The 26,389-nt window shown below is 38.8% G+C and carries 24 protein-coding genes; 19 read left to right on the top strand and 5 right to left on the bottom strand.

What is annotated here, in order from left to right:
• Positions 1–94 precede the first annotated feature (94 nt).
• On the top strand, positions 95–598 hold the full coding sequence (locus IEV09_RS04320) for a GNAT family N-acetyltransferase (protein WP_188367048.1): 504 nt from the start codon (positions 95–97) through the stop codon (positions 596–598).
• 242 nt (positions 599–840) lie between these two features.
• On the opposite strand, the gene IEV09_RS04315 is transcribed toward IEV09_RS04320, so the two are convergent.
• Positions 841–2,484: a PucR family transcriptional regulator gene (locus tag IEV09_RS04315; protein ID WP_188367047.1), complete on the bottom strand. Its 1,644-nt coding sequence runs from the start codon at positions 2,482–2,484 to the stop codon at positions 841–843.
• A gap of 139 nt (positions 2,485–2,623) precedes the next feature.
• Between IEV09_RS04315 and IEV09_RS04310 the strand changes: the two genes are divergently transcribed.
• From IEV09_RS04310 to IEV09_RS04250, 13 genes are all read left to right on the top strand, one after another.
• Entirely contained in the window at positions 2,624–3,475 is an 852-nt protein-coding gene (locus IEV09_RS04310) for an oxamate carbamoyltransferase subunit AllH family protein (RefSeq protein ID WP_188367046.1), read from the top strand.
• Positions 3,472–5,010, top strand: a complete 1,539-nt coding sequence (fdrA, locus tag IEV09_RS04305) for an acyl-CoA synthetase FdrA (RefSeq protein ID WP_188367045.1) — start codon at positions 3,472–3,474, stop codon at positions 5,008–5,010. The genes IEV09_RS04310 and fdrA overlap by 4 nt, the downstream gene beginning before the upstream one ends.
• Positions 5,007–6,428 (top strand): YlbE family protein, encoded by a 1,422-nt coding sequence (locus IEV09_RS04300; RefSeq protein ID WP_188367044.1) that lies wholly within the window; start codon positions 5,007–5,009, stop codon positions 6,426–6,428. Before fdrA ends, IEV09_RS04300 begins: the two co-directional genes overlap by 4 nt.
• A 10-nt stretch (positions 6,429–6,438) precedes the next feature.
• Positions 6,439–7,578, top strand: a complete 1,140-nt coding sequence (locus tag IEV09_RS04295) for an ankyrin repeat domain-containing protein (RefSeq protein ID WP_188367043.1) — start codon at positions 6,439–6,441, stop codon at positions 7,576–7,578.
• Positions 7,579–7,583: 5 nt separating this feature from the next.
• Positions 7,584–9,032, top strand: coding sequence for a cytosine permease (locus IEV09_RS04290; protein WP_188367042.1), 1,449 nt, complete (start codon positions 7,584–7,586; stop codon positions 9,030–9,032).
• Positions 9,033–9,052: 20 nt separating this feature from the next.
• Positions 9,053–9,520 carry a nucleoside deaminase gene (locus IEV09_RS04285; protein ID WP_229731662.1) on the top strand — a complete coding sequence of 156 codons (468 nt, stop codon included), beginning with the start codon at positions 9,053–9,055 and terminating at the stop codon, positions 9,518–9,520.
• 103 nt (positions 9,521–9,623) lie between these two features.
• Positions 9,624–10,241, top strand: coding sequence for a sugar O-acetyltransferase (locus IEV09_RS04280; protein ID WP_188367041.1), 618 nt, complete (start codon positions 9,624–9,626; stop codon positions 10,239–10,241).
• 207 nt (positions 10,242–10,448) lie between these two features.
• Complete coding sequence (gene relB, locus IEV09_RS04275) at positions 10,449–10,664, top strand: type II toxin-antitoxin system RelB family antitoxin (RefSeq protein WP_188367040.1); 216 nt, start codon at positions 10,449–10,451, stop codon at positions 10,662–10,664.
• Positions 10,661–10,930 (top strand): type II toxin-antitoxin system RelE family toxin, encoded by a 270-nt coding sequence (locus tag IEV09_RS04270; RefSeq protein ID WP_188367039.1) that lies wholly within the window; start codon positions 10,661–10,663, stop codon positions 10,928–10,930. The genes relB and IEV09_RS04270 overlap by 4 nt, the downstream gene beginning before the upstream one ends.
• Before the next feature lie 161 nt (positions 10,931–11,091).
• Entirely contained in the window at positions 11,092–11,538 is a 447-nt protein-coding gene (locus tag IEV09_RS04265) for a GNAT family N-acetyltransferase (RefSeq protein WP_188367038.1), read from the top strand.
• Between the two features lie 78 nt (positions 11,539–11,616).
• A complete protein-coding gene (locus tag IEV09_RS04260; RefSeq protein ID WP_188367037.1) occupies positions 11,617–12,717 on the top strand; it encodes a VOC family protein in 1,101 nt (366 codons plus the stop codon).
• Positions 12,718–12,729: 12 nt separating this feature from the next.
• Positions 12,730–13,326, top strand: a complete 597-nt coding sequence (locus tag IEV09_RS04255) for an alpha/beta hydrolase (RefSeq protein ID WP_188367036.1) — start codon at positions 12,730–12,732, stop codon at positions 13,324–13,326.
• 184 nt (positions 13,327–13,510) lie between these two features.
• Complete coding sequence (locus tag IEV09_RS04250; RefSeq protein WP_188367035.1) at positions 13,511–13,966, top strand: GNAT family N-acetyltransferase; 456 nt, start codon at positions 13,511–13,513, stop codon at positions 13,964–13,966.
• 153 nt (positions 13,967–14,119) lie between these two features.
• Here IEV09_RS04250 and gpmI read toward each other — a convergent pair whose 3' ends face one another.
• Entirely contained in the window at positions 14,120–15,649 is a 1,530-nt protein-coding gene (gene gpmI, locus IEV09_RS04245) for a 2,3-bisphosphoglycerate-independent phosphoglycerate mutase (protein WP_188367034.1), read from the bottom strand.
• A gap of 281 nt (positions 15,650–15,930) precedes the next feature.
• Here gpmI and IEV09_RS04240 point away from each other — a divergent pair, with 281 nt between their 5' ends.
• Positions 15,931–16,920, top strand: a complete 990-nt coding sequence (locus IEV09_RS04240; RefSeq protein WP_188367033.1) for a helix-turn-helix domain-containing protein — start codon at positions 15,931–15,933, stop codon at positions 16,918–16,920.
• A gap of 27 nt (positions 16,921–16,947) precedes the next feature.
• Here the strand turns inward: IEV09_RS04240 and IEV09_RS04235 are convergent, their stop codons facing one another.
• Together IEV09_RS04235 and IEV09_RS04230 are read right to left on the bottom strand one after the other, a co-directional pair.
• A complete protein-coding gene (locus IEV09_RS04235; protein ID WP_188367032.1) occupies positions 16,948–17,409 on the bottom strand; it encodes a hypothetical protein in 462 nt (153 codons plus the stop codon).
• A gap of 130 nt (positions 17,410–17,539) precedes the next feature.
• On the bottom strand, positions 17,540–18,085 hold the full coding sequence (locus IEV09_RS04230; RefSeq protein WP_188367031.1) for a helix-turn-helix domain-containing protein: 546 nt from the start codon (positions 18,083–18,085) through the stop codon (positions 17,540–17,542).
• A 302-nt stretch (positions 18,086–18,387) separates the two neighbouring features.
• Here IEV09_RS04230 and dsdA point away from each other — a divergent pair, with 302 nt between their 5' ends.
• Both dsdA and IEV09_RS04220 read left to right on the top strand, forming a co-directional pair.
• Complete coding sequence (dsdA, locus tag IEV09_RS04225; RefSeq protein WP_188367030.1) at positions 18,388–19,680, top strand: D-serine ammonia-lyase; 1,293 nt, start codon at positions 18,388–18,390, stop codon at positions 19,678–19,680.
• Positions 19,681–19,698: 18 nt separating this feature from the next.
• Positions 19,699–21,024 (top strand): GntP family permease, encoded by a 1,326-nt coding sequence (locus IEV09_RS04220; protein WP_188367029.1) that lies wholly within the window; start codon positions 19,699–19,701, stop codon positions 21,022–21,024.
• 85 nt (positions 21,025–21,109) lie between these two features.
• Here the strand turns inward: IEV09_RS04220 and IEV09_RS04215 are convergent, their stop codons facing one another.
• Complete coding sequence (locus IEV09_RS04215; RefSeq protein ID WP_188367028.1) at positions 21,110–23,437, bottom strand: ABC transporter ATP-binding protein/permease; 2,328 nt, start codon at positions 23,435–23,437, stop codon at positions 21,110–21,112.
• A 131-nt stretch (positions 23,438–23,568) separates the two neighbouring features.
• Here IEV09_RS04215 and IEV09_RS04210 point away from each other — a divergent pair, with 131 nt between their 5' ends.
• Both IEV09_RS04210 and IEV09_RS04205 read left to right on the top strand, forming a co-directional pair.
• Positions 23,569–24,519 carry a helix-turn-helix domain-containing protein gene (locus tag IEV09_RS04210; RefSeq protein WP_229731661.1) on the top strand — a complete coding sequence of 317 codons (951 nt, stop codon included), beginning with the start codon at positions 23,569–23,571 and terminating at the stop codon, positions 24,517–24,519.
• Positions 24,520–24,736: 217 nt separating this feature from the next.
• Positions 24,737–26,386, top strand: coding sequence for a glycoside hydrolase family 43 protein (locus IEV09_RS04205; protein ID WP_188367027.1), 1,650 nt, complete (start codon positions 24,737–24,739; stop codon positions 26,384–26,386).
• Positions 26,387–26,389: the final 3 nt, after the last annotated feature.

Below are 26,389 nucleotides of genomic sequence, written 5' to 3'. Positions count from 1 at the left end.
TTTATCACATTAAAATAACCGATGCGAAGTTAAAGAAAGCGAATACAAAAAAACAGGTGATATGTTATCATAAAAATGAAAGTAGGAGGTTGAAATGATAAAACGAATAAATGAACAAACAAACAACATTTCCTTACTAGCTGTTAATCATTCGAACTCTCTATTTGGTGAAGCGTTGCATTCCACACCAGAACAAGTTGGGAAAAATTTAACGTTAAAGGTATCAGAAGCCATTAAAGAAGCGGCTGAGATTCCTTTTGCTGAGGCATACTTTATTTGTCTCGATCAAGAAATCATAGGCTACACGGCAGTTGTTTTTGATGAGACAATTCCGGAACCAGATAAGCGTAATTGGTTATGGCAGTTTATGATTGATCAGAATTATCAAGGAAAAGGCTATGCCTCAAAAGCTTTAGCGCTTGTTATTGACCACATGTTTCAAAAAGCCAAAGAAAAAGTCATTACCTTATCGACCAAACTAGATAATGAGCCTGCATTACAGCTTTACAAGAAATTCGGTTTCATTGAAACGAGCGAGAAAAATGGTGACGAAATTATTTTACAAAAATACCGTGACGCAAATGAGTCAAACGACTAATCTTGAAGAATCGCTTCAAAAAATCGCTACAATGAATCATAGAAAAGTTATCTAGCATGAAGAAAAAAATCGGATTCCTAATCGATTGCCTATCTTAATGGATTCAGTCCCTGTTTATAAATATCTTTTTAAAAAAATAGCCACACGCTGTTCAAGCAATCGAATAGAGCGAATAACCGACAACCTTAATTGTTTTGGATTGTCGGTTATTCGCCTTATTTTGTTAGTCGTTGCCTTGCACTTCACTCTTTCCCATACTCTCTCAAGAAGTGCAGAGCTAATTGTAAGCTCAACGTTGCCTGCGAAGTATCGAGTGGATAGCCGAGGATTTTTTCGATTTTGGTGATGCGATAAAGCAAGGTGTTGCGATGGATAAATAAATCTCTTGAAGTCGTCGCTAAGTTCAAATGATTGTCTAAGTAGGCGGTCAGTGTTTCAAGTAAATCTTGATTTTTCGGTATGAGCAGTGGCGCAAGGTAGTGTTTAACATAGCTCATCGCATCGTCTGTTTGAATATGCTGGCGCAAAAAGAGTTCAAAGTAAAAGTTTTGCGCGAAGTAGATTTTGCTTTGTGCCGGCTTTTGATAGTCGATGATGCGTTTGGCTTCCCGGTAACTTTGGGTCAATGAATCAATCGCTTGTTTCGTTCCGACATAAATATTGAGATAAAAAGAAGACGGCACGTTTTTTAATAAATAGGCTTGAAAGGCTTCAAAAAACTGTTGTTCCATCGTAGGTGAAATTTTTGTTTGTTGCTTGGCGTGTCCGACGAGACCGATAAAATAACCCCCTTGTTTGAAAAGGTGAAGTTCCGTGAAAATCGGGTCTTGGAAAAATTTAGCGGCGGCAAAAACTTGACGAATCGTGCGCTCTTCTTCGTATTTTTGTTGAACTAAATTGGTTGTGTCCTCATTGATACTATCGAGTGCCACGATAACAACGGTATAAGGAATCTCATAATTAAACTCAATGTTAAAGGCACTCAGATCTTCAATAGAAGAATGACCAAAGAGTAATTCTCGATAAAAATCGCGTAAGACTTTATTTTGGATACGTTCTTTTTCGGTACGATGGACAATTTCCAGTGCAACAGTAATCGATGCATGCTCCAAGGCTAAATAATCTTTCCGATTTAAATCGCGATTTTTTTGTAGGACAATCAAGTAACCATAAGTAATGTCGTTAAAGAAGACGGGTAAAATCGTCCCCGTTTGTTGGTTGTTCAAAGCAAAACTCGACGGGTGCTTTAAATAGGCTAAATTGGGTGGTAACGTATCAAATGCTTCTTTTTGAAAGTGCATTTGATGCGTATTTTTTTGGATATAAGGTAAAAAAGCTTCGTCAACGTGCTCAACGAGGAGACTCCAATCTTGATTGGTAATAATTAGAGGATTACCGAGTAACGTTTCCAATTTATGCTGAACCTCCGTAAAACCATCGCCTTTGAGACCGGCTTCTAAGAGGTCAGAACTAAAGTCAAGCGCCATTTGATTGGCTTCGTTCGACTCATTTGATAATAAGTTCATCACGGTGTTTAAGATTTTTGAAAAAGCGATACCATAAGGGATTTCAATCAAAGGAATCGCCAGTTCGTTACAGCGTTCAATCAATGCTTTGGGTAAGGGAGTCAAGTAAATTTGGGGCTTAATACAAATCCCGGCAATGTTCAAGCGATGAAAATGCGTTAAAAAACGTTCAAGGGCTTCGGGGCTTTCGCTGAAAAAATAACCTGAAGTCACAATGAGTTCACCCGGAGATAACCAGTCAGAAGCTTTTGGATTATCCAAAATATTCACACCGGTAATTTGATGATGCGTTCCGTGTTCTCCAGCGAGTAAAGTAAAGGATTTAGCGAAAGGCAATTTTAAAAAATCAGTAATATCCATGAAATCATTCTCCAATCGAATTTTTGGTTAAAGTATCTAAAAAAAGGCGCGATTTTCACATACAACGACTATATAAAAGCGATTACATTGAAGTTAGAATAAGGGTGTAAATCAAAAGGAAACGAGAGAAGTGCAAACTATGCTTAACTATAATGGATTTATTAGTGATAAATCAAGCGAATACTATCAGAATCAGCGAATTGAAGGAGAAATTGTTGATTTATTTGATCAAACTGCAAATGTTGTATTAAATAACCAATTTCCTACCTTATTAACGATTGGTTCCTCCGTTGTTTTAGGCAGTCCAAACAGTTTGTCTTTTCCGATGTTTGACCAGATACGACTACAATTACAAGTCGGAGACCGAGTAGAGTTATTCGAAGGACGTCTTTTTAAACACCCGAAATTTCATGCGACGTTACAAGTAACGCTAGAAGAAACACTCAATCCTCCTTGGAAAATCATTGATACGAACCGACTAGCGGACTTAAAAACAAAGGTGAATGATTGGCAGACAGACGAACAACCGTTGAGTGCGGTGCCATTTTATCAACTATTAACCAAAGAAATCGTCGCTTTTCAGTCGGCTTTCTTACAGGACGATTGGCAAGAAATCCAAACGCAAATCCAACGAATTCTTGGTTTAGGGCTAGGCTTAACACCGTCTGGCGATGATTTTTTAACTGGCATTTTACTCGTTTTTTGTGAGAAAACCAATCACACGAACCGATGGCAACAAATCATTACAGATGAATGGTACCGAACCAATCGGATTAGCCAGCATCAATTGTATTTTGCGCTGAGCGGGCGGGGAAAAAGAAGTTTGCTGCAAGTCGTGCAAGGGATTGGTGAAAGCAAAGGTTCCGATGCTGATTTTCGACAAGCGATGGCGCAGACATTCGCAATTGGCTCGACTTCGGGGCATGACTTATTGTGGGGCGTTTTAACAGGCTTTGACCTATGGAATGAAAAAGGAGAAGAGAGAAAATGAATGTAGTTGTAAAAGTAATTTCAAATCGTTACATCGATTCCGTATCACTAATGGCACTATCAACCAAAGCCAATCAAATTGACGGAATTAACCAAGTCATTATTGCAATGGCAACCGAAATGAACAAAGAAGTCATGAAAAATGTCGGCCTGTGGAATGAAATCGTAGCAAATGCGGAATCGAGTGATTTAGTCATCGTTTTATCGGTGGAAGATCCGACACAAGAAGCTGAAATCTTAGCTGAAGTTGAAGAGTTACTGAACCGCAAAGAAAAAGTCGATGTCGCATCAAACAAAGTCAAAATTCCAAAGACCATTCAAGAAGCTTATGAAATGGACGAAACAGCGAATTTAGCGTTGATTTCAGTCAACGGTCACTACGCCGCACGAGAAGCACAACAAGCATTGGAATCAAACTTAAACGTCATGTTGTTTAGTGACAACGTGAGCGTGGAAGAGGAGATTCACTTAAAAGATTTGGCGCTTGAAAAAGGTTTGCTGATGATGGGACCTGATTGTGGCACGGCGATGATTAATCAAATTGGTCTAGGATTTATGAATGCAGTTCGTTCAGGAGAGATTGGCATTGTTGGTGCGTCAGGGACCGGCTCACAAGAAATTGCCGTTCGAATTCATGAATTTGGTGGGGGAATCTCACAATTAATTGGTGTTGGTGGTCGTGATTTAACGCAAGAAGTTGGCGGACGCATGATGTTAGCTAGCATGAAAGAGTTGGCAGAAGATCCGAATACGAGTGTGATTGTTCTTGTCTCGAAAGTGCCCGATCCAGCAGTAGAAGAAAAAATGATTCAACAAGCCAAAGCCATCAATAAACCAGTTGTTGTCTGGTTCTTAGGTCAATTAGAAGATCGGGTCGATGGGAATGTACACTTTGTCGGCAAGTCAAAAAATGCGGCGCTAAAAGCAGTCGAATTAGCTGGAATTGATACAAGCACACTTGATTTACACCCACTGAACTGGCCGTTAATTGAAGAAGTTCGCGGTAAACTAAAGCCCGAACAACAATACATTCGAGGGCTCTTTTCAGGCGGTACGCTTTGTGGAGAAGCCTATGCATTAGCCAAAGAAAAATATGCCAATGTTTATAGCAATACGGCTCACGATCTGAACCAAACAAAAGAACAAGCGCATACCTTTATTGACTACGGTGCTGATGAATATACTGACGGCAAACCGCACCCGATGATTGATCCAAGTAGTCGTTTAGCGGACTTCAAAACGATCGCAAAAGATCCAGAAGTCGGTGTGATTTTACTTGATTTCGTGTTAGGTTATGGTGCGCATGAAGATCCAGTTGGCGTGATGGTACCGGCGATTATTGAGGCTAAAAAAGCAGCAGAAGCGCTAGGTCGTCATTTAGAAGTCATTGGGTATATTTTAGGGACGGATATCGATCGCCAAAACTTAGACGTTCAATTGAAAAAATTAGAAAGCACTGGTGCTACGTATGCGAGCAGTATGCAAAATGCCGCGTTACTTGCCCGTGAGTTTGTAGAGAAAGGTGACGAAAAATGAACGCATTATTTCAATCAGAATTAAACGTAATTAACGTAGGAATGGAAGCTTTTACGCAAGATATTGAAGCACAAGGCGGTCATAGTCAACAACTCGACTGGATGCCACCAGGTTATGGAAATGAAGCGGTTTTAGAGGCATTAAAAGTATTGGAACAACCAGAAAATGCCGCGAAAATCGCGGAAGCTAACGAGCGAGTCTTTGAACGAGTGACATCTGCTAGTATTTATTTAACCGGTTACGGTCGTGCACTTGATGTCGTGCCTGGCATGAAGAAGAACTTGATCTTACACGCAGGTCCACCAATTAAATGGGAAAACATGAATGGTCCAATGCAAGGCGCTGTTTTAGGAGCGGTTGTTTTTGAAGGTTTTGCGGATACCTTAGAAGGTGCTCGTGCGGTGATTGAAGCGGGTGAAATCGAATTTAGTCCTTGTCATGAACACCAAGCAGTCGGTTCAATGGCCGGAGTGACTTCGGCATCGATGTATATGCATATCGTTGAAAACAAAACGTATGGTAACGTGTCTTACACCAACTTAAGTGAACAACTTTCGAAAATTTTACGCATGGGTGCCAATGATCAATCGGTTATTGACCGTCTAATTTGGATGCGTGATGTCTTTGGCCCGATGTTAGCCGAAGCGATGACTTTTATTGAAGGAGGCATTGATTTACGTCTATTAGCAGCGCAAGCGGTGCATATGGGCGATGAATTGCATAACCGTAACGTTGCCGGAACGGTCCTTTTAATTCAAGCACTAACGCCAGGGATCATTCAAACGAGCTTTTCAGTTGCGGATCAAAAAGAAGTCTTTGATTTTATTGCAAGTAGTGACTATTTCTCAGGTCCGACATGGATGGCCTTTTGTAAAGCGGCTTTAGATGCGGCAGTCGGCGTAGAAGAATATAGTTCAATCGTCACGACAATGGCGCGTAATGGAACGGAATTTGGGATTCGCTTAGCAAGTATGGGCGCAACCGATTGGTTTGTCGGTCCTTCGCAAAAAGTCATTGGCCCAATGTTTGCCGGCTATACCGAAGAAGACTCTGGTTTAGATATTGGGGATAGTGCGATTACTGAGACATTTGGTTTAGGTGGTTTTGCAATGGCAGCGGCACCCGCAATTGTGGCGCTCGTTGGTGGAACAGTCGCCGATGCGCTGGATTATACGCAATCGATGGAAGAAATTACGACTGGGCAAAACCCAAATATTACGATTCCAGCGCTCAATTTTATGGGCTTACCAAGTGGGATTGACATTATCAAAGTCATTCAAAGAAATACGCTACCTGTGATTAACACAGCAATTGCACACAAAGAAGCAGGGATTGGTATGATTGGTGCCGGTATTACGTATCCACCATACGAAGCGTTTGTGAAAGCAATCATCGCATTTAGTAAAAAATTTAAGTGAGGCGAGAGTGATGGCAAAGGATGCATTCATTTTTGAAATATTAACGAACAAATCGACGAGTGAGATTTTACAAACATTCGAACAAATCATTGATTGGGATTTAGAACTGGTCAACGAGCAAGGGCAATCACCGCTTCATGTAGCGGTGATGCATAACCAAGTAGCCGTGGTCGCTTATTTATTAGGTAAAGGCTATCGACCAAGCCAAAGAGATCAGACGCAATTATCGCCCTTTATTGCAGCGGCGGCCAATGGTTTTAAAGCCGTCTTTGAATTGATGTTGCCATTCTCACCTGAACTGGCACAAGTCAATCGCTTTGGTGGAACGGCTTTACATCCTTCTGCTGAAAAAGGCTTCTTACCCGTCGTGGAATCGGCATTAGCAGCGGGTGTGCCGCCAGATGAAAAGAATCGTTTAAGTTGGACACCCTTATTAGAAGCAGTCATTTTAGGTGATGAGGGATTTCTTTACCAAGACGTCATTTTGGCATTACTAGATTATCAAGCCGATGCGTCAATGACCGATGATTTTCAAATGAGTTCGATCGATTATGCCGAACAATTAGGGCATCAAAAAATTACAACGATTCTAAAAGAAAAGGGGCGTGAAGATGTTTTTACCGTGATTCGTCAATTGTTACGTGAAGGGAAAATCACGACAGCTATCGCGCAACTAAGTCAAATGCCAGGAAACTTAGGGGTGTGGTATTACCTAGGATATGCCTATGAAGCGCTCGGTAGTGATGATAGTGCCACTTTTTATTATCAAAAGGGCCTCGAACAAGACATTGAATTTTCTTATTACTTAGCGAATTTAGCCAAACGTCAGGGGAATCGCGACCAAGCGCGTCATTATTTTGAACAAGGAATTGACCAATCAATCAACAAAACGTTTTATCGTTACCATTATTCGAACTTTTTAAGAGAAATTGGGGCACATGAAGAAGCAATCGCCATCATGGACCAGTTACTTGCAGCTGACCCGACTCGTGTGGATTATTTATTCCACAAAGCCAATAGCTACCGTAGCCTAGCCATGCATCAAGCCGCTTATGACACGATGATTGAAGCGCAACGCATTCAACCAAAGAATCCGTTATACGGCGAACATGCGCAACAATCAAAGGATTTGATTGAAAGGAAGAGGTAAAGAAAATGGAAAAAGTGTTCGAACCAATTCAAGGGGAGCCACCAAAAGAAGAATTGATTGATTTTTCATCAGTGGCCGAAGAACTACGCCCGAAACAAGCCGAGGAACGTAATTGGGGCGTGATGGAATTTACAACGTTATGGATGGGATCAGTCCACAATATCCTATCGTATATGACCGTCGCCGGATTTTTCGTTTTAGGCTTAAATTCCAAACAAGTGTTAGCCGCTGTGATGACTTCGGCATTGATTGTTTCAACGTTTTATGTGATTAACGGGGTGGCTTCTGCTAAATACGGCATTCCGTTTACGATGGTTTTACGTTCTGTTTTTGGGACAAAAGGCTCGATCATTCCAGCATTAGCTAGAGGATTGATCGCAGGGGTCGTTTTCTTTGGAACGCAAAGTGTGGTGACTGCCAAAGCGATGGATGTGATTTTCTCAAGAATTATCCCAGGCTACATGACAATTGGTGGAGATGCCAATATTTTAGGTTTGCCGCTTTACACGGCATTGAGTTTTGTCCTCGTTTGGGTCATTACTGTCGGACTTTTCATGGGTGGGACAAAAGTGATTGATAAATTAGGCACGTATGCCTCACCAGTTGTCTACATCTTTATTATTGGCGCTGCAGCATGGGCGATCAATACGGCAGGTGGCATTGGCAACGTAATGAGTTATTCACCAGAGAATCATCAATTTAGTGCTGCGTTATTTATTGCTTGTGTCAGCGCGCTTGTGTCAAACTGGGCAGGTCCAATTGTTAATATGGGAGACTTTACACAAAAAGCCAAAGACATTAAGTCCATGGCAATTGGCTTACCACTTGGATTTATCTTATCTTATATTTTATTTGCAATTACGTGTGTCAGTTTGTTTGCTGGAACCGCGATTGCCTTTCCTGAAATGCAAAACTTCGATATCGTGATGGCGATTAACCAAATGGATTCAAGTTTAGCAGTCATTGTTTTAATTATGGCATTAAACTTAGGTGCCACAGCTTTTGTGGTCTTCGGAAACTTATTCCCGGCAGGTTTACAACTAACGGCTCTAGCACCGAAACTCTTCACGGTTAAAACAGGCGGTATCTTGACTGGATTACTAGGGGTGTTCATCTTACCGTGGAAAATAATTAATCACTTGTTCTTATTCTATAGTTTCATTGGTTCGATGTTTGGTCCAATTGCGGGTATTATGATTTCTGATTTCTTTATTAATAAAAAAGGCCAACTCAACTTACAAGAAATTTACGCCGCTGAAGGAAGTACCCAAAGCCGTGACTACAATACACGCGCGGTTATCGTGCTAGCGATCAGCTTTACCTTATCAATGATTGGTGCCTTTTTCCCACAAGTTCCACTCTTAAAAGCAATCAATGATTTCGCCTTCTTCTCCGGTTTAATTAGTTCATTTGTGTTATATACCGTATGGAATCTGATCGACAATCAAAAATAAAAAAAGAGGAGCGTTTAACCATGAGTACAGAAATGAATAAATACTTTGATTTAGCAGCCAAAGCCACAATTGAGGGCATGAAACGCAAAGATGGCGGACCATTTGGCGCAACGATTGTTCGTAATGGTGAAGTCGTTGCAGCCGTTGGTAACACGATGATGCGTGACACTGATCCATCCGCTCACGCAGAAATGGTGGCTGTTCGTGAAGCGTGTAAGAAATTAGGCACGATGGATTTATCCGATTGTGAAGTGTATGCCACTTGCGAACCATGTCCGATGTGTGTCGGCGTGATGATGTGGGCCAATATTAAGAAAGTTTACTATAGTAGCACACGCGATGATGCCGCAGTCCACGGGTTTTCAGATATGCACTTGCGTAATTATCTCGACGGCAGTGATCCAAAGGCTTTCGATATGGAAGCTATCGGAGAACGTCCAGAATGTGATGCGTTATGGCAAGAATTTAAAGACTTAAATCCAGAATAATAAAAAGAGATTCGGTGGCCTGATCCACCGAATCTCTTTTTGCGTATTGATGAAAAGATGCGTATAATAAATGAAACAAAACGTAAACGAAAGCAGGGATTGAATGAACGAAGAGCAGCTTTTACTAGCAGGGAAAATGTATAATCCAGGTGACGCCGAATTAAGGAAAATAAAATTGAAAACGCATAACTTATGTATCCGTTACAATCAAATTTTAGAAGATGAGACGGAAGAACGCCAAACGATTATCCAAGATATTTTTAAAGCAGTTGGCGAGGCTTCCTTTTTTCAAGGCCCGATTTATATCCATTATGGTACGCACACAACAATTGGTAATCAATTTTTTGCCAACTTTAATTTTACCGTTCAAGATGATGCGGAAGTATTCATAGGTGACAATTGCAGTTTTGGTCCAAATGTTACAATCGTCACACCGATTCATCCACTTGTCGCCAGTGAACGACTAGGCGTGAATGTACCAGGTGCGGAAGAGCCGAAAAAATGTTATGCAAAACCCGTTAAGATTGGTAATAATTGTTGGTTTGGTGCCAATGTGACCGTTTGTCCGGGTGTCACCATTGGCAACGATGTCGTGATTGGCGCCGGTAGTGTGGTGACAAAAGACATTCCCGATAATGTTTTTGCCGCAGGTGTTCCTTGTAAAGTCATCCGTGAAATTACGGAGGCAGATAGTGTCTTTTTGAAAGAAGAGTTATTTTAAGCGCAGTCAAGCTGCCTGAAGGTGTTTTGTGCGTGCGGGTTTTGCTGTCATGATTACCTAGGTGATTTTATTGCAAGGTTTGAAGCTTTAGAATTTAGAAATGTTCTTTAAGTTTTTATTATTTCATAAAAAAAACTCCTAGCTAAAACTTGATTTGTGCATTACATTGTAATACAATTAACGTATATAGTTGAGGAGGCGAATAAGATGAGTGTTACTACAATAAGATTAAACAAGCAAGAAGAAGCACTTTTTCAAAGTTATGCTGAACTAACGGGTCAACCCTTATCAACATTAATGAAACAAGCGCTAACAGAAAAAATTGAAGATTTTTTAGATTTGCAAGCAGGATCTGAAGCTTTAAGAAATTTATCCGGTGAATCTGTCTCTCTTCAAGATATGATGAAGGCTGAAGGTTTATGAAATATCACGTTGAATTTGATAAAAACGCACAAAAAGAATTTTTGAAGTTAGACACTCCCATTCGAAAACAAATTTTACTTTGGTTGAATAAAAATATCGAAGGTTGTGAGAATCCTCGTTGGACTGGAAAAGGTCTAACTGCTGAGAAAAGTGGATTGTGGCGATATCGAGTAGGAAAATATCGATTGATATGTGATATTCATGATGATTATGCTCTAGTTCTTGTTATCAAAGCAGGTAAACGCGAAACAATTTATGAAGGATAGTTAATAAAGAGTAGGAAAGGGGCTGTGACGGATGTCACGGCCCCTCTCTTTGCTGAAAAATGAGAAAACCTTGTGAAAAAAGAGCGAACTCGAGGCAAAATAAATTCGAATTAAAGGATAGAATGGTAGAATAAGAATACAAGTCATGTAGAGGGAAAAAGATGGAGATTATAAACTATACAAAGAAGCATCAACAAGTAGTGTTACAGTTAATTAAACAAACGATTCAAATTGTGAATCAGGCGGACTATTCACTTGAGCAAGTGACGACGTGGTCTGCGATTGATGAAGAACGTTGGGAGCAAGACATGCACCAAAAAATGGGCAAGTTAGCGATACTGAATCAGCAAATTGTCGGATTTTCCGATATAACGACGGATGGCTATATCGACTATTTCTTTGTCCATCATGCTTTTCAGCGACAAGGAATTGCCAAAGAACTTTTGCGTCAACTCGAATTGATGCATAAAGGTGAAAAATTGACGGTTGCAGCTTCGATCACCGCACGTCCCTTCTTCGAAAGTCAAGGATATCAAGTGGTGCAGCAAAATGAAGTCCAAGTTAGAGGCGTGTCTTTTATTAATTTTTTGATGGAAAAACAGCGATGATATACAGTGTGAGCATATTTGTTGAATACCTTTCGAATTCGTAATAATATACGAATATAGAGAAACGGAGGAAACAATATGTTAAAAACAACAGGGATTCATCATATTTCATCAATCGTAGGTCACGCACAACGTAATGCGGACTTTTATGCAGGCTTTTTAGGATTACGTTTAGTCAAAAAAACATTAAACTTTGATGATAAAGAAAATTACCACCTATACTATGGAAATACTGATGCAAGTACTGGTTTGGTGACAACTTTTCCTTGGACGGACGCGGTAGAAGGTAGAATAGGTGACGGGCAAGTTGGTGTCGCAAGTTACGCAATCGCACCGGATAGTTTTGACTTTTGGCGCGACCGTTTTAGACAGTTTGATATTCCTTATTTTGAATACACACGTTTTAATAAACGCCGGATTGGTTTTAGAGATCCAGATGGGTTGGAGTTAGAATTTATTGAAGGCGACTACGGGTCTGAAATGTCTTGGGAATACAATGGCGTTAAAAAAGAAAATGCGTTTATCGGTATTCATAATGCCGCACTTTACTCAGGAGAACCGGATAAAACACTCGACTTATTGACCAATATCATGGGTTATGAAAAAATCGATGAAGATGAAGAGTTTATTCAATTAAAAGTCAGCGATGATTTAGGTGGCGTGATTGAATTGAATAAAAAAACACGTGGACGTGGCCGAATGGGAATTGGTGCTGTTCACCATATCGCCTTAAAAGTGACAGCTGCTGAAATTCATGATTGGCGTGAAAAATTAATTAAAGCTGGTTATTTACCAACAGAAGTTAAAAACAGAAAATATTTCCAAGCATTGTACTTCAGAGAAAAAGGTGGCATTTTAATCGAGCTGGCGACTGAAGGACCAGGAGTTACGCTAGATGAAACAGTTGAAAATTTAGGCTCAACGTTATTAATTCCACCGCACTTTATCGATCAGACAGAAGAAATCAAAGCGAACTTAATGCCCGTGGAAGTAGAACCAATTACGAAAATGCGCGAGTACGGTTATCGTGATCGCTATGAGTACGATGTGTTACAAAAAAAAGCGGAAATTAAAGAAAAAATTGACGAATTAAAAGCAATTAAAAATGAACGTGAATTGATGCAAGAAGAAGAGAACGAGTTAAATCGTCTACGTCATCAACTCGTTAAAACAAAGTAAAGGAGTTCGATCATGAGACATATTCATATTCCAGGAAAAAATAAACATGCCATTGTATTATTACACGGAACGGGTGGCAGTGCATCGAGTCTATTTGAAATCGGCCAAAAATTAGACCCAGAAGCAGCTTTAATCGGTTTCCAAGGCGAAGTCGAAGAACAAGGCATGGCGCGCTACTTCGCTCGCTATAGCGATGGTAGTTTTGATTTAAGAAGCTTAGCAAGTGCGACTTACGATTTTAAGGACACCCTAGAAAAAATGATTAAACATTACGGATTGGAAGATTTTACCATTACGGTTGTCGGTTATTCAAACGGGGCGAACTTAGCAGTGAATGTTTTTAAAGAATTCCAAGACTTACCAATTAAAAATGCCTTGTTGTTCCATCCATCACCGGTTCGTTCAGAGATTCCGTTTAAAGAGCAACCGAACTTGCAGATGTTTATTACGAGCGGTGATAACGATCCATATATTACAATCGATCAATTCAATCAATTACACGAACAGCTAAAAGCTGCAAATATTCAAGTTGAAACGTTGGTTCATCACTATGGACACCAATTAGTTTATGAAGAAATAGAGCAAGCGAAAGCATTGATCAACTCATAATAAAACAAAGACGATAAAAGGAGATTTATTCAAACCTTTTATCGTCTTTTATTATATAAATTAAAGATTTCGGACTATTGAGTCTGATTGAAAAATAGTATACTTATTCAAAAGAGAAAAGGAACGATTCAATCTTTATCGGGATTTAGTAAAGAGGATCAATAATAAGGAAGATGTGACTAGAATGAAATTGAATCTAAAGAGAATTAGAGTCGAGGATAGTGAAGCGATAACTAATATATTAACAAAATCATTTAATTATGATACACAGTTGTATTTTGGTGAAGGTGCAGAAGATGGACCTAAAGGGTATGATAGTGGTGAAATAGCCAATAAGGTGTTGAATGATGGTAGTCATTCGTATCTTGTTTACACAGAAGATTGTGAGCTGGCTTTTATATCAGTCGATATCAATAAAAGGGAAGTCAGATATTTTTGTGTCCTACCAAAGTATATCGGACAGGGCTATGGCAAAAAAATATGGAGCCAAATGGAGGAGCTCTATGGTAACGATGACTGGATAGTAGAAACACCAAGCTACTCAATTAGTAATCATTATTTCTATGAAAAGTTAGGATTTATTAAAACTGGTGAAAAGAGCTATGGCGAAAATGCAAAATCATTTATGTTTAAAAAATAGTATGTACTGAACTCTTTCTATCCGATTACGTTAAAAAATATCGTAGACCACATAGATCGTAGTTGATTTAAATTGAGGGAATTACACATGATTTATAACGAAAAAACCCTTGAAGTAGCCAGTATGCGGGCTGCCTCAAGGGTTTTTTATTGATTATTTAATAATTAAAGTTGTTCCTGTCATTTCAGCTGGTTTTTCAACGTCTAATAAGTCTAACATTGTTGGTGCCAAGTCTGATAAGCGACCGTCTTCACGTAATGTTACATCATTTTTCGTTACGATTACAGGAACTGGTACTGTTGTATGAGCAGTATGTGGCTCGCCGTTTTCGTCAAATAATGTTTCCGCATTTCCGTGGTCAGCAGTGATAATTGCGTAACCACCACGAGCTAAGATTGCATCAACGACACGACCTAAACCTTCATCAACAGCTTCGATTGCTTTGATGGTTGGTTCAACCATACCAGAGTGACCAACCATATCAGGGTTTGCGTAGTTTAAGATAATCGCTTCGTGATTTCCCGCTTCGATATCAGCAACTAATGCATCCGTTACTTCATAGGCACTCATTTCTGGTTGTAAGTCATAAGTTGCCACTTTTGGTGAAGGAATTAAAATACGATCTTCTCCAGGGAATTCATCGTTGCGACCACCATTCATAAAGAATGTTACGTGTGGGTATTTTTCTGTTTCAGCAATACGTAATTGTCTTAATCCAGCATTTGATAAGACTTCACCGATACCGTTTTTCATTTCTGTTGGTTCAAAAGCTGCTGTTGCAACGATTGTTGGTGAGTAGAAAGTCATTGTTACTAACTCGATATCTTTTTTCGCACCACGGTCAAAGTGATCCCACTCTGGTTGTGTTAATGCTTGAGATAATTGAATTGCACGGTCAGGGCGGAAGTTCGCAAAGATGATACCGTCTTTGTCGTCGATTGTTGCAACAGGTTGACCGTCTTTTTCAATCACAACTGGTTCGATGAATTCATCGAAAACTTTTTTGGCATAGCTTGCTTCAACGACTTCAAGGGCAGAAGCAGCTTTTGGTCCTTGTCCATGAACAATCACGTTGTAAGCTTGTTCTACGCGTTCCCAACGAGTGTCACGATCCATTGCATAGTAACGACCAGAGATTGACGCGACTTCACCAAAGTTTAATTCAGCAAGAGCAGCATCTAATTGTTGCACGTAAGATTTACCAGAAGTTGGTGAAACGTCACGTCCATCCATGAAGATGTGTAAGAAAATATTTTTTAAGCCTTTTTCTTTGGCCACACGAACGGTTTCGAGAATGTGGTTAATATGGCTATGAACGCCACCGTCTGATAATAAACCAAAAAGGTGTAATTTTGAATCATTTTCTTTTACGTGATTCATGACTTGATTAATTGCAGGGTTTTTTTCAAATTCATTGTCCAAAATCGCTTTGTCTACACGAGTTAAACTTTGGTAAACGACACGGCCGGCACCAATGTTTGTGTGACCGACTTCAGAGTTACCCATTTGACCATCAGGCAAACCGACATCTAAGCCAGAAGCTTTTAACTGTGTGTGTGGGTATTGGTTATAGTAACGATCAAAGTTTGGTTTGTTTGCTAGCGCAACAGCATTTCCAACTGTTTCGTTTCGTAAGCCAAAACCGTCTAAAATAATTAGAGCAACAGGTACATGTTTCGTCATGGAAATATCCTCCTAAATTTAAATGAAACTTTTCATTATATTGTGAAACAATATCACTTTAATAATAGCACTTTTTCTATTATTTTTCTAGGTCTGGCTAAAAAGAGTTAAGAACTTTTTAATGCGAATTTTGGAATAGCAATCGTTGATTTGACACGACTGCAACCACCAGTTGACAACTTGACTAGTAGACTTTCTTGTCGTAATCGCATAAAAGACGGTATAATTATAGTGAAAAGAAGGAGCGTCACTTTCAAAGAGATGAAAAAGGAGTGTTTGAAATGTTGGGAGATAAAATTATTGCCTTAAGAAAAAAATCTGGGTGGACACAAGAGGACTTGGCTGAACAGTTAAATGTGTCGCGTCAATCTGTATCCAAATGGGAAGGTGGACAATCGATTCCAGACGTGGAGAAGATCATTCAAATGAGTCAAATTTTTGACGTAAGCATTGATTATTTATTGAAGGAAGAATACAGTGAAACGCAGGAAAAAGTAGAGGTAGATTTTAATGAAAAACCTTTACGTACGATATCATTAGAAGAGGCGAATGATTATCTAGACAAATCAGAATCAGCAGGTGGAAAAATTGCTTTTGGTGTTTTCCTTTGTATTCTATCACCATTTTTATTAATGCTTTCTTTAGCGAATCGAACGGCTATTTGGTTTTTAATCTCAGAAGCATTCACATTAAGCATCGCAATTGTCGTTTTATTAGTGATGGTCGCAAGTGCGGTTGGTTTATTTATTACAGGTGGCAAACAATTAGAAGCTTACGAATTTTTAGAAACTGAAATTTTTGAAACAAAATATGGCGTCACCGATATGGTCAACAAACGAAAAAGAGAATACGAGCGATCACATACACGTTTAATGGTGATTGGTGTGATGTGTTGTATCCTAGCAGTTTTGCCGATTGTCGTGAGTAGTATTTTAGTTGGAACCGAAGGGATTGTCTTTCTCGGAGTCGCTCTAACGCTGATTTTAGTTGCGATTGGCGTCTATATTATTATTGAAACAGAAATGAAATGGTCGAGTTATGAGAAATTACTACAAGAAGGGGAATACAGCCGCAGTAAAAAAGCCAGTCGTGGTTTTTTAGAACCAATTGCTGGAGTCTATTGGTTAATTGTTGTTGCAGGCTATCTTGGCTATAGTTTCTTGACGAATGATTGGGAGAGAAGCTGGATTATTTATCCTGTCGCTGGGGTTTTATTCGGTATCATCGCGATTATCTCTGAAACAATCAATAAGAATAAGCTAGACAACTAGAAAATAAAAAACCGTGTCCTTTTTGGGTCACGGTTTTTTGTGTTCAGGTACTGATTTTTCAAAAATATTTGCTTTAAAAACAAATGAAAAAATGGCGAAGAAAGAAATGATACTCGTCATGGTTACGAATGAATCGGTATCGAGTGAACCTGCGAGTAAAAAAGTAGGGAAAAGCGCTACACATAACTTCTCAGCAAATAAAATTAGGCGCGTTACTTGTTCTTTTGTCCAATTAAACAGTTTTCCTGCAATAAAAATCATCAGTCCACTTACAAGAAATATGCTGAAAAATAGAGGAATCAAGAAAATTCCGAGTAAAAACAATTCTTCGAAATCAATTTTTAAGATTTCAAGTAAGACAGCTTGTTCAGACACTCGAAATAAAAATAAATTGATAATTCGTTTGATGATAAATAAAAAAATAGCAATTAAGGCAAGCGAAGCAATCATATGCTTCAAAGAACGAAAAACACGAGACCATTGATTCATAGAAAAACCCCCTTTTAAACAATTATACCCCAAGGTGCAAAAAATAGCGCTTTGCTCGAGGTAAGTGTGAAGCAGTTAAAAGCAGGTAGCTAGACGAAAAAGGTCTGGCTGCCTGCTTGTTTGTTTATATTTAAAAAACGGCGGGTGTGACAGAGAAAATGATTTTAACAGCTTGATCGGTATTGTTTTCCCACTTGTGATTCATAAAGGGGGGGATTTTAACGGTATCACCAACTTCTAAGATGTATTTTGTTTCTTCTAAATATAAAACAATTTTTCCTTCCATCACGTAGGCAATTTCTTCGCCTTTGTGACCGATGGGTGAGTCAGAAGAAAGAGTATTACTAGGCACAGTCATAATAATTGTTTCTAGCTCACCAGAAAGATCGGGTGATAATAGTTCATACGTGATATCACCAACGCTTATATTTCTTCGCTCATTGTGACGCACAATTAAGTTCTCTGTCCGATTCTCTTCTAAGAAAAAATAAAAGATGGGAACGTTCAAAGCTTTTGACAATGTCTTCAGTGTTTGGATCGATGGATTTGCTAATCCTCGTTCAATCTGACTTAACATTGAAGGTGTGATTCCTGTGATTCGAGACAATTCTCGCATACTATATTCTTTTTCTTTTCGATATTTTTCAATTTTTTTCCCAATATCAATTGATTCCATAAAACCCCTCTATTCTCTTTTTCGTTCAATTGTATTTAACGAGTGTTCAATTTCACTTTACACTTGTATGCTTATGTGGTATTCTTTTTTTGAAATCGTTAACAAAATATTCTCGAAAGTTCAAAAAATACCTGTATAAAGATTTTTATAAAAAGAATTCATCTGTTAAATTTCATTGAATATCCATTTTGTTAATTATATAGAATTTTAGCAGATTTTTAAAGACTTAAGCGGAATGTTTCAGACGATCAGCAAAGAAAATAAAAAATAAAGAGACGAATAGTCGAAAGGTAGGAATAGTCATGAAAATTAAAATGGACGATTTTTTAACTGAATTGAAAGATTACAAAGAGGTATGTTGGAAAAATCCTTACTACGGTCAAGAAGGTGAAACGTTTTTTAATCTAGCAGATATTGAAGATGCATCGGAACGTTTAGAACGTTTTGCTCCTTACATTGCACAAGTATTTCCAGAAACAGCGTCAACAAATGGTATTATTGAATCAAAATTGGTAGAAGTACCAAACATGTTAGCAGCGTTAGAAGAAAAAGATTCGGTTGAATTGGATGGGAAATTGTACTTAAAATGTGACAATGATTTACCTATTTCAGGTTCAATCAAAGCTCGTGGTGGTATTTATGAGGTTTTGAAATTCGCAGAAAAAGTTGCACTAGAATCAGGGGATTTCTCCCTTACCGATGATTACCGTAAATTAGATAGCGATGAATTTAAAGCGTTATTTGGTCAATACGGAATTGCGGTGGGATCAACTGGGAACTTAGGTCTAAGTATTGGTATTATGGGGGCAAAACTTGGATTTTCAACAACGGTTCATATGTCTAATGATGCGAAAGCTTGGAAAAAAGATTTATTACGTTCAAAAGGAGTGATTGTTGTTGAGCATGAAGGGGACTTCAGTAAAGCAGTAACACTAGGACGTCAAGAAGCAGAAAAAGATGAAATGTGTCATTTCGTTGATGATGAAGGCTCAAGAGATTTATTCTTAGGCTATGCCGTTGCAGCATTGCGCTTGAAACAACAATTTAAAGAGGCGAATATTACTGTCTCCGAAGAAAACCCATTATTTGTTTACCTTCCTTGTGGTGTTGGCGGAAGCCCCGGTGGTGTCGCATTTGGTTTGATTACTGTTTTCGGACCAAGTGTCAAAATCGTCTTCGTTGAGCCAACGCATGCGCCATGTATGTTGCTCGGACTGTATACAGGATTAAATGATGAGATTTCAGTCAATGATTTAGGAATTGATGGTAAAACAGCAGCGGATGGTTTAGCGGTAGGGCGTGCATCTAACCTAGTAGGAAAAGTAATTAAACCAATTTTATACGCAGAAACAACAGTGAAAGATGATCGTTTATACGAATATTTAACTGTTTTGGCAGATGCAGAATCGATTTTTGTTGAGCCTTCTGCAACAGCAGGTGTGGCATCATTTGTGGACCTTAACAAAAAATTAGGTGGGCAAGAAGCAATCGTTAAAACGGGGACACATATTATTTGGGGAACAGGCGGTAACATGGTTCCAAAAGAAGAAATGGATCACTACTATGAAACTGGAAAAAACTTCCTATCAAAATAGAACGGAGAAAATGGCATTATGGCAGCTCTTGCGTTAGTTATATCAATTCTGGTCTTAATTTTCTTAAGTGTTAAAGTAAAGTTACACCCATTTTTCGCTTTGTTGACCGTCTCTTTTGTTTATGGATTATTGTCTAAAATTGGTTTTTTATCGATTTTAACATTGATGAAGGATGCGATGGGTTCAGCAACGGCCAACTTAGGTTTAATCGTTATTATTGGAACAGTGACGGGGGGCTTACTGGAAGTCAGTGGTGCAACCGATGTCATTGCCAAAAAAATTGTGGCGATTACCGGACCGAAATTTGCCTCAGTTGGATTAGCACTAACCGGTTTAATTGTTTCAATTCCTGTGTTTTGTTCATCGGCGTTCATTTTATTAGCTCCTTTAGCTAAAAAAATTAGTAAAGAAGCGAAAATTGATTATATGGTGATGATTATTTCATTAAGTATCGGTTGCTTAATCCCGACAACCTTTATCCCACCGACGCCTGGGCCTTTGGCTGCGATGAATGTCTTATCACTAGATATTGGTCGTGTGATTTTGGTCTCGTTGTTATTTGCCATTCCATTACTAATCGTCCTTTACTTTTGTTCAAAATGGTTAGGAAAAAAATATCCCTATCCTGAAACAGACACCGATATCCAAGTCGAAGAAGTTGAAGCCAAATTTGGCTTTGCATTAGCGATTGCACCAATTTTATTACCGGTTGTAATGATTATGCTCAAAACTTTTGTCCTAGACAAATTAAGTGCGGGCTCATTTGTGTACGGATTTTTAGATATCATCGGCACAACGGAAATTGCGTTAGCGCTAGGTCTCTTATTGGCGCTCGCTTTATGTTTGAAAAATGAAAAAGATGATACCATCTGGCAGTTTGATGGTATTTTCGGTACGTCATTACGTACGGGCGCACAAATTTTAATGATTATTTGTGCCGGAAGTGCGTTTGGTGCTGTCTTACAAGCAACCGAATTAAAAGATCTTTTAGCCGATATTATGGTGGGTTCTTCACTAGGTTTAATTACACCCTTTTTGATTGGTGTGATTTTCAGATCAGCTATCGGTTCGATTACGGTATCGCTATTAACAGCAACATCAATTATTGCACCAGCGATTCCAGCAATGGGCTATGATTCATTTACAGGCACCATCTTAATTTTTCTAGCATGTGCTTCGGGTGCATTCATGGTCTTCCACGGAAATGATGATATGTTCTGGTCAGTCGTAACAGCTTCAAAAATGGACTCAAAACTGGCCTATAAAGTTTTACCATTGACGAGTATTATTATTTCTCTCACTGGCTTAGTGACGGTTCTAGCGCTTTCATTTATTATTTTATAAAAATGAAAGAAATAGTTTATTTGAATAAGAACAGCAAAATAGCTTCCAGACTCAACCTTAGAGTCTGGAAGCTATTTTTAATTGATTATTCTGATCGTAACGCAATCGCCGCGTCTTTTTTCGCTGCCATTCGTGCAGGCATGTGCCCACCGATAATGGTTAAAACAGTGCTGACGATAATTAAGGTAATCGCGTGTACAGGATTTAAATGGGCCACATTTTTTAAATCGGTCATGCTGTATAGCAAGGCATTAATTGGGAAGGTCAGTAGCCAAGCAATAATCACACCTAGCGAGCCTGAAGCGACACCTAAAATAAAGGTTTCAGCATCAAAGACACGAGTGATATCTTTTTTACGTGCACCTAAAGCTTTTAATACACCAATTTCTTTAGTTCTTTCAATGACGGAAGTATAAGTAATGATACTAATCATAATCATACTTGTGACAAGAGAAATACCAGCAAAAGCGATTAAGACATAAGTAATCGCGTCCATAATCCCACCGGTTAAACTAGTCATTGTGCCAGCCAAATCGGTATAAATAATTTTGTCTTCTTTCGATTTCCCTTCGTTGTACTCATCTAAATAAGCAAGCACGTCTTCTTTTGCTTCAAAGTTGTTCGGATAAATATAAATGTTGGTTGGGAAACTTGCGCCACCTAAGTAGCCAATCAATTGTTCTTTCGAAAAGTCATCTAACGGTTCGTTCGTCATGACGTTGGTTTCGCTGTTCTTTTGTGCTTGAACAATTTCAGAGTTTTTATTTTCCTCAATAATCATTTCAGCTAAGGTATCACTGTAAGCAATCCCTGGAGCCAGTAAATCCATCGTCGCATCGGATTGGACACGTAAAACACTCGTAATGGTTAATGTTTTGTTATCCGGATTGTCATACATCTCTTGATTGACTTCAGAAGGTAAAAAGTTGCCAGTTGGTACTTTTGTGTAATAGTTATCGTTATTGACTAGCTGAATGGTTGTACCGATGAAGTCCTCAAAATTGATTTTTTCACCTTCTTTGACATCAAATCCAAGATTTTTTAAAGCATTAATATTGGTTTTGTTGTTTTTATCGACAACTAAAACGATATCAGTCGCTTCTTTTGGATAGTTACCAGCCAGTAATTGATAATTCTGTTGTAAAAAGCTTTCTTCATTTTCAACGAGTTCTCTTGGGAAAGTCGATACACCCACACCCATCGATGCGTTCATCGCAGACATGCCTGTTGTCGTTGCCGATTCATTTGAAAAGCGCACGGCTTCGACGGTCGAGTCAACTTTTCGAATCAGATTCATGCCTGTTGCACGACTAAAGCCAATGTTTTGACTTAATTTTGGATCTAACTCATTGATGTAATCCATTAATTCTTGATCGATTTTATTGAAATGTTGGACGGAATCTTCTTGCCCTTTTTCAACAGTAAAATAATCGCTGTCTGGGAAGTCTGTATCTTTGGATGTCGGATGCTCCATCGCGGTTAATTCAGCGGCGACTTGCGAAATCGTTACTGGAAATTGCGCCAACGTTTTTGATTGGGTGTCATTAATTTGTGTTTGGAAACCAGTAGAAAGCGATAAAACCACCGCAATACTAATAATCCCAATACTAGAAGCGAAAGCCGTTAAGAACGTCCGCCCTTTTTTTGTCCGAATATTATTGAACGATAAACGCAAAGCGGTCGCAAAAGACATTTTCGTCCGTTTGAATTCAAATTGATCGCCTTTTTGACCTTCGATATGTGGATTCGAATCCGATTTCACTTTTCCATCGGAGACTTCGATAATCCGATTGGCATACTCATGAGCCAATTCTGGGTTATGCGTCACCATAATCACGAGCTTTTCATTTGAAAGCCCCTTGATTAATTCCATAATTTGGACGCTTGTTTCAGAATCGAGTGCGCCAGTTGGTTCATCACAAAGTAAGATATCCGGATCATTGGCTAAGGCACGGGCAATCGCAACCCGTTGCATTTGACCACCAGAAAGTTGATTCGGTTTTTTGTGCATATGGTCTTTTAGACCGACACGAATCAAGGCATCCATCGCTTTTTGTTTCCGTTCTTCTTTTGAAATCCCGCTTAAGGTCATCCCAAGTTCGACGTTATCAATAATGCCAAGGTGGGTAATTAAGTTATAGCTTTGGAAAATAAACCCAATCGAGTTGTTACGATAAGCGTCCCAATCACTATCTTTAAATGATTTTGTTGATGTCCCATTAATAATTAAGTCCCCCGAATCATAATTATCCAGACCACCAATGATATTTAAAAGGGTTGTTTTACCCGAACCACTCGTTCCTAAAATCGAAACAAATTCCGTTTTTCGAAAAGCGACAGAAACGCCATCGAGTGCTTTTGTGACCGTTTCACCAACGGTATAATGCTTTTTAATATCTTTAAGTTCTAACATTTATTTAAATTCCTTTCGTTTCCCTAACAACTTAATAGTACTTCTTGTTGCAAGACTTCGTCAAACTTTACAGGAAAGTTTCATAGAAAAGTCAAAGTTAGGGGAGATTGTCAGAATTTCCGAGGTCTGTATTGCCTGTTGGAATGAAAGAGCGTAAGATAGCAGTGAATGAAAGAAGAGGAGCGATGACGTTGAATATCACGCCTGATTGGTTAAAATCTCTTGTCCATACACCAAATATTTATACGAATATTAAATTATTTGGAGGACACCAGCAAACCGTTCCCTATCTATGGAAAGCGGAACGAGAAACGCACTTTGCTTTTGAAATTAATTATGTTTTGTCAGGCACACAACGGACGATTTTGAATGGCACTTCTTATGATTTTACAGTTGGAGATTTGATTTTAATCTTTCCGGGTTTAGCTCATGAAAATCAGTGTATCTCAAAAGAAGGAATGACTTATTTCTGTATTCATTTTGATATTGATGACCCAATCATTCAACAAAAATTATTAATGTACTGTCCTTTATTTTTAAATAAAAACAATCAAGCATATCCTCAATTACTTGCAGTATTAGAAAGTTATATTGAGATTTTAAATGTTGGAAACTTTGATTTGAAAGAAAAGCTAAATATTCAAAGATTGATGATCGAATTAATCATTCATTTATTGGATTATGCCGAACATGCGGAGCAAAATGTCAAAAAATCAAATAATGCCACTTTGCTCTTGGCAACAGAAATTGCAGCCAGTTTACAAGAAAACTTTCGTCAATTCCGAAAAGCGCCAATTGATGCCAATCGTGGTTATTTATCGTTGCATCAAATTGCCGAGTCATTAGGTATCAGTGAAAGTACCATGCTAAAAGAATTTAAAAAAGTCTATTCAGTGAGTCCGAAACATTACCTCGATCAACTTCGATACAATGAAGCCAAGGCACTCTTAATCCAACCAAGTCTTTCAATTAGTGATATATCCGATGTCATTGGTTATCAAAATGTGTCGCATTTTTCACGCCAGTTTAAAAATTGGAGCGGACAATCACCGAAACAATACCGACAAGAAAATAAAATCTAACAACGAAGCCTTCTACATTCAGATGAAAAGTAGCGAGGCTTTTTTTGTCGTTAAAAAGCAGGACTTGCTCAGTGATTTAAAAGTCATTTACGGATTATGGTAAAAGTTTGCTGAATTATGATATGTCACTTTGTGCGAAATTCTCTTAAGATGAAGGCGTGATGAAAGTGGTTACAAAAACAAAAAATACATAAAAAGAGAAAGGAAGTAATGAGCGATGATTCAAAATCCAATTATTCCCGGAATGGCTCCGGATCCGTCGATTATTCGAGTAGGAGATGTCTATTATCTTGCAACATCAACATTTCATTGGAATCCAGCCATTCAAATTTTTCAATCAACCGATTTGGCGAATTGGACATTGATTGATTATGTCTTAAAAAAAGGTGAAGTCGATTTGAGGGGGACGAACACACCGGCAGGTATTTGGGCTCCACATTTATCTTACGACAAGGAGTCTAAGAAATATTGGTTGGCCTATTCACATATGGTGAACATGGCTGGACGAGAATTTAATTCGGATTCGTATGCCATGTCTGCAGATAGCATCCATGGCCCATGGTCGGAGTCGATCTATCTGACTTCTATTGGATTTGATCCGGCAATTTATCATGATGATGACGGTAAGAAATATGTCGCCATCTTAGAATGGGAGACAAGAGAAGGATATCAAGCCCCAGGTCATATTGTCATTGCAGAAGTGAATTTAGCAAAAGGCGGTATTATTGGGAAATGGCATCGTATAAATCATGGCTTCACGACACGTGGTTGCGCAGAAGCGCCACAAATTTATAAACGTAAGGCGTATTATTATTTAGTTATCGCCGCAGGAGGGACCGGTTATGCACATGGGGTAGAAATCGGACGTTCGAAAAATATTTTTGGACCTTATACGCCACATCCTTCTGGGGAACCAATCATTACGTCCTCCCCACGTCATTTGTTTTCATTAGGTGATCCAGATGCCGGGCGGTTTGATCGTTATAATCCAGAATCAATCATGCAAAAAGCGGGTCATGCTTCACTTGTAGAAACACCAAATGGCGAATGGTACATGCCACATTTAATGTCACGTCCGTTAGAAAATACATTGCTCAATCCTTTAGGAAGAGAAACATCGATCCAAAAGATGACATGGACAGCCGACGATTGGTTAGAAATGAAAGATGGTAGCAACCTCGCCAAAATGACAACAGAAGCCATAACGAATCACGAAATACTAGCGCCAATCAATCATGATGTTTTCGATTCATTTAATGCGTCTTATCATTTACGTTTTATGACACCCTATCGTAATCAAGAAAGTACTTGGGTCAATACGACTGAGAATCCTGGACATTTAAGAATTCATGGCGCAGATTCCTTATTTTCACAAATGAATCCGGCAATTATGGCTACACGAGCGACAGCATTCGACTATTCAGTCGAAACACGCGTCGTTTTTCAACCCGATCACTACTCTGAAACAGCAGGGCTCGGTCTGTATTATGATTCGAATAATTGGATTTATCTTCATGTCACTTATTCTGAAGAAAAAAACGTTCCTGTTTTAACACTATTACAAGCGAAACATGGTAAAAGAATTGAATCTCCGTATTTGAGAATAACGATTCCAACAGGAGAAGTATCACTAAAAATCATCTATGAAAACGGGCAAGCTGGTTTCTTATATCGCTTATTTGATGAAGAGGAATGGATGCGATTAGGGCACAAAATCGATGTTAGTTATTTGTCAGACGAGGGCGTGAATGGCGAGCCAGGAGAGATTGGTGGTTTTACGGGGTTATTTAATTTTATAGGTTCAGTCGATGCCCATCAACGGGATTCTTATGCTGATTTTTCTTACTACAAAGTCGAATCAAAATAAAAA

The organism is Enterococcus alcedinis (assembly GCF_014635985.1).
Taxonomy (GTDB): domain Bacteria; phylum Bacillota; class Bacilli; order Lactobacillales; family Enterococcaceae; genus Enterococcus_I; species Enterococcus_I alcedinis.
Note: the sequence above shows the minus strand (reverse complement) of the source record. Positions and strands in the feature narration are given on the sequence as shown.

Bases quoted from the DNA above. Each gene is read 5' to 3' on its own strand.
- IEV09_RS04320 (WP_188367048.1), top strand. From the start codon at position 95: ATGATAAAACGAATAAATGAACAAACAAACAACATTTCCTTACTAGCT.
- IEV09_RS04315 (WP_188367047.1), bottom strand. From the start codon at position 2,484: ATGGATATTACTGATTTTTTAAAATTGCCTTTCGCTAAATCCTTTACT.
- IEV09_RS04310 (WP_188367046.1), top strand. From the start codon at position 2,624: ATGCTTAACTATAATGGATTTATTAGTGATAAATCAAGCGAATACTAT.
- fdrA (WP_188367045.1), top strand. From the start codon at position 3,472: ATGAATGTAGTTGTAAAAGTAATTTCAAATCGTTACATCGATTCCGTA.
- IEV09_RS04300 (WP_188367044.1), top strand. From the start codon at position 5,007: ATGAACGCATTATTTCAATCAGAATTAAACGTAATTAACGTAGGAATG.
- IEV09_RS04295 (WP_188367043.1), top strand. From the start codon at position 6,439: ATGGCAAAGGATGCATTCATTTTTGAAATATTAACGAACAAATCGACG.
- IEV09_RS04290 (WP_188367042.1), top strand. From the start codon at position 7,584: ATGGAAAAAGTGTTCGAACCAATTCAAGGGGAGCCACCAAAAGAAGAA.
- IEV09_RS04285 (WP_229731662.1), top strand. From the start codon at position 9,053: ATGAGTACAGAAATGAATAAATACTTTGATTTAGCAGCCAAAGCCACA.
- IEV09_RS04280 (WP_188367041.1), top strand. From the start codon at position 9,624: ATGAACGAAGAGCAGCTTTTACTAGCAGGGAAAATGTATAATCCAGGT.
- relB (WP_188367040.1), top strand. From the start codon at position 10,449: ATGAGTGTTACTACAATAAGATTAAACAAGCAAGAAGAAGCACTTTTT.
- IEV09_RS04270 (WP_188367039.1), top strand. From the start codon at position 10,661: ATGAAATATCACGTTGAATTTGATAAAAACGCACAAAAAGAATTTTTG.
- IEV09_RS04265 (WP_188367038.1), top strand. From the start codon at position 11,092: ATGGAGATTATAAACTATACAAAGAAGCATCAACAAGTAGTGTTACAG.
- IEV09_RS04260 (WP_188367037.1), top strand. From the start codon at position 11,617: ATGTTAAAAACAACAGGGATTCATCATATTTCATCAATCGTAGGTCAC.
- IEV09_RS04255 (WP_188367036.1), top strand. From the start codon at position 12,730: ATGAGACATATTCATATTCCAGGAAAAAATAAACATGCCATTGTATTA.
- IEV09_RS04250 (WP_188367035.1), top strand. From the start codon at position 13,511: ATGAAATTGAATCTAAAGAGAATTAGAGTCGAGGATAGTGAAGCGATA.
- gpmI (WP_188367034.1), bottom strand. From the start codon at position 15,649: ATGACGAAACATGTACCTGTTGCTCTAATTATTTTAGACGGTTTTGGC.
- IEV09_RS04240 (WP_188367033.1), top strand. From the start codon at position 15,931: ATGTTGGGAGATAAAATTATTGCCTTAAGAAAAAAATCTGGGTGGACA.
- IEV09_RS04235 (WP_188367032.1), bottom strand. From the start codon at position 17,409: ATGAATCAATGGTCTCGTGTTTTTCGTTCTTTGAAGCATATGATTGCT.
- IEV09_RS04230 (WP_188367031.1), bottom strand. From the start codon at position 18,085: ATGGAATCAATTGATATTGGGAAAAAAATTGAAAAATATCGAAAAGAA.
- dsdA (WP_188367030.1), top strand. From the start codon at position 18,388: ATGAAAATTAAAATGGACGATTTTTTAACTGAATTGAAAGATTACAAA.
- IEV09_RS04220 (WP_188367029.1), top strand. From the start codon at position 19,699: ATGGCAGCTCTTGCGTTAGTTATATCAATTCTGGTCTTAATTTTCTTA.
- IEV09_RS04215 (WP_188367028.1), bottom strand. From the start codon at position 23,437: ATGTTAGAACTTAAAGATATTAAAAAGCATTATACCGTTGGTGAAACG.
- IEV09_RS04205 (WP_188367027.1), top strand. From the start codon at position 24,737: ATGATTCAAAATCCAATTATTCCCGGAATGGCTCCGGATCCGTCGATT.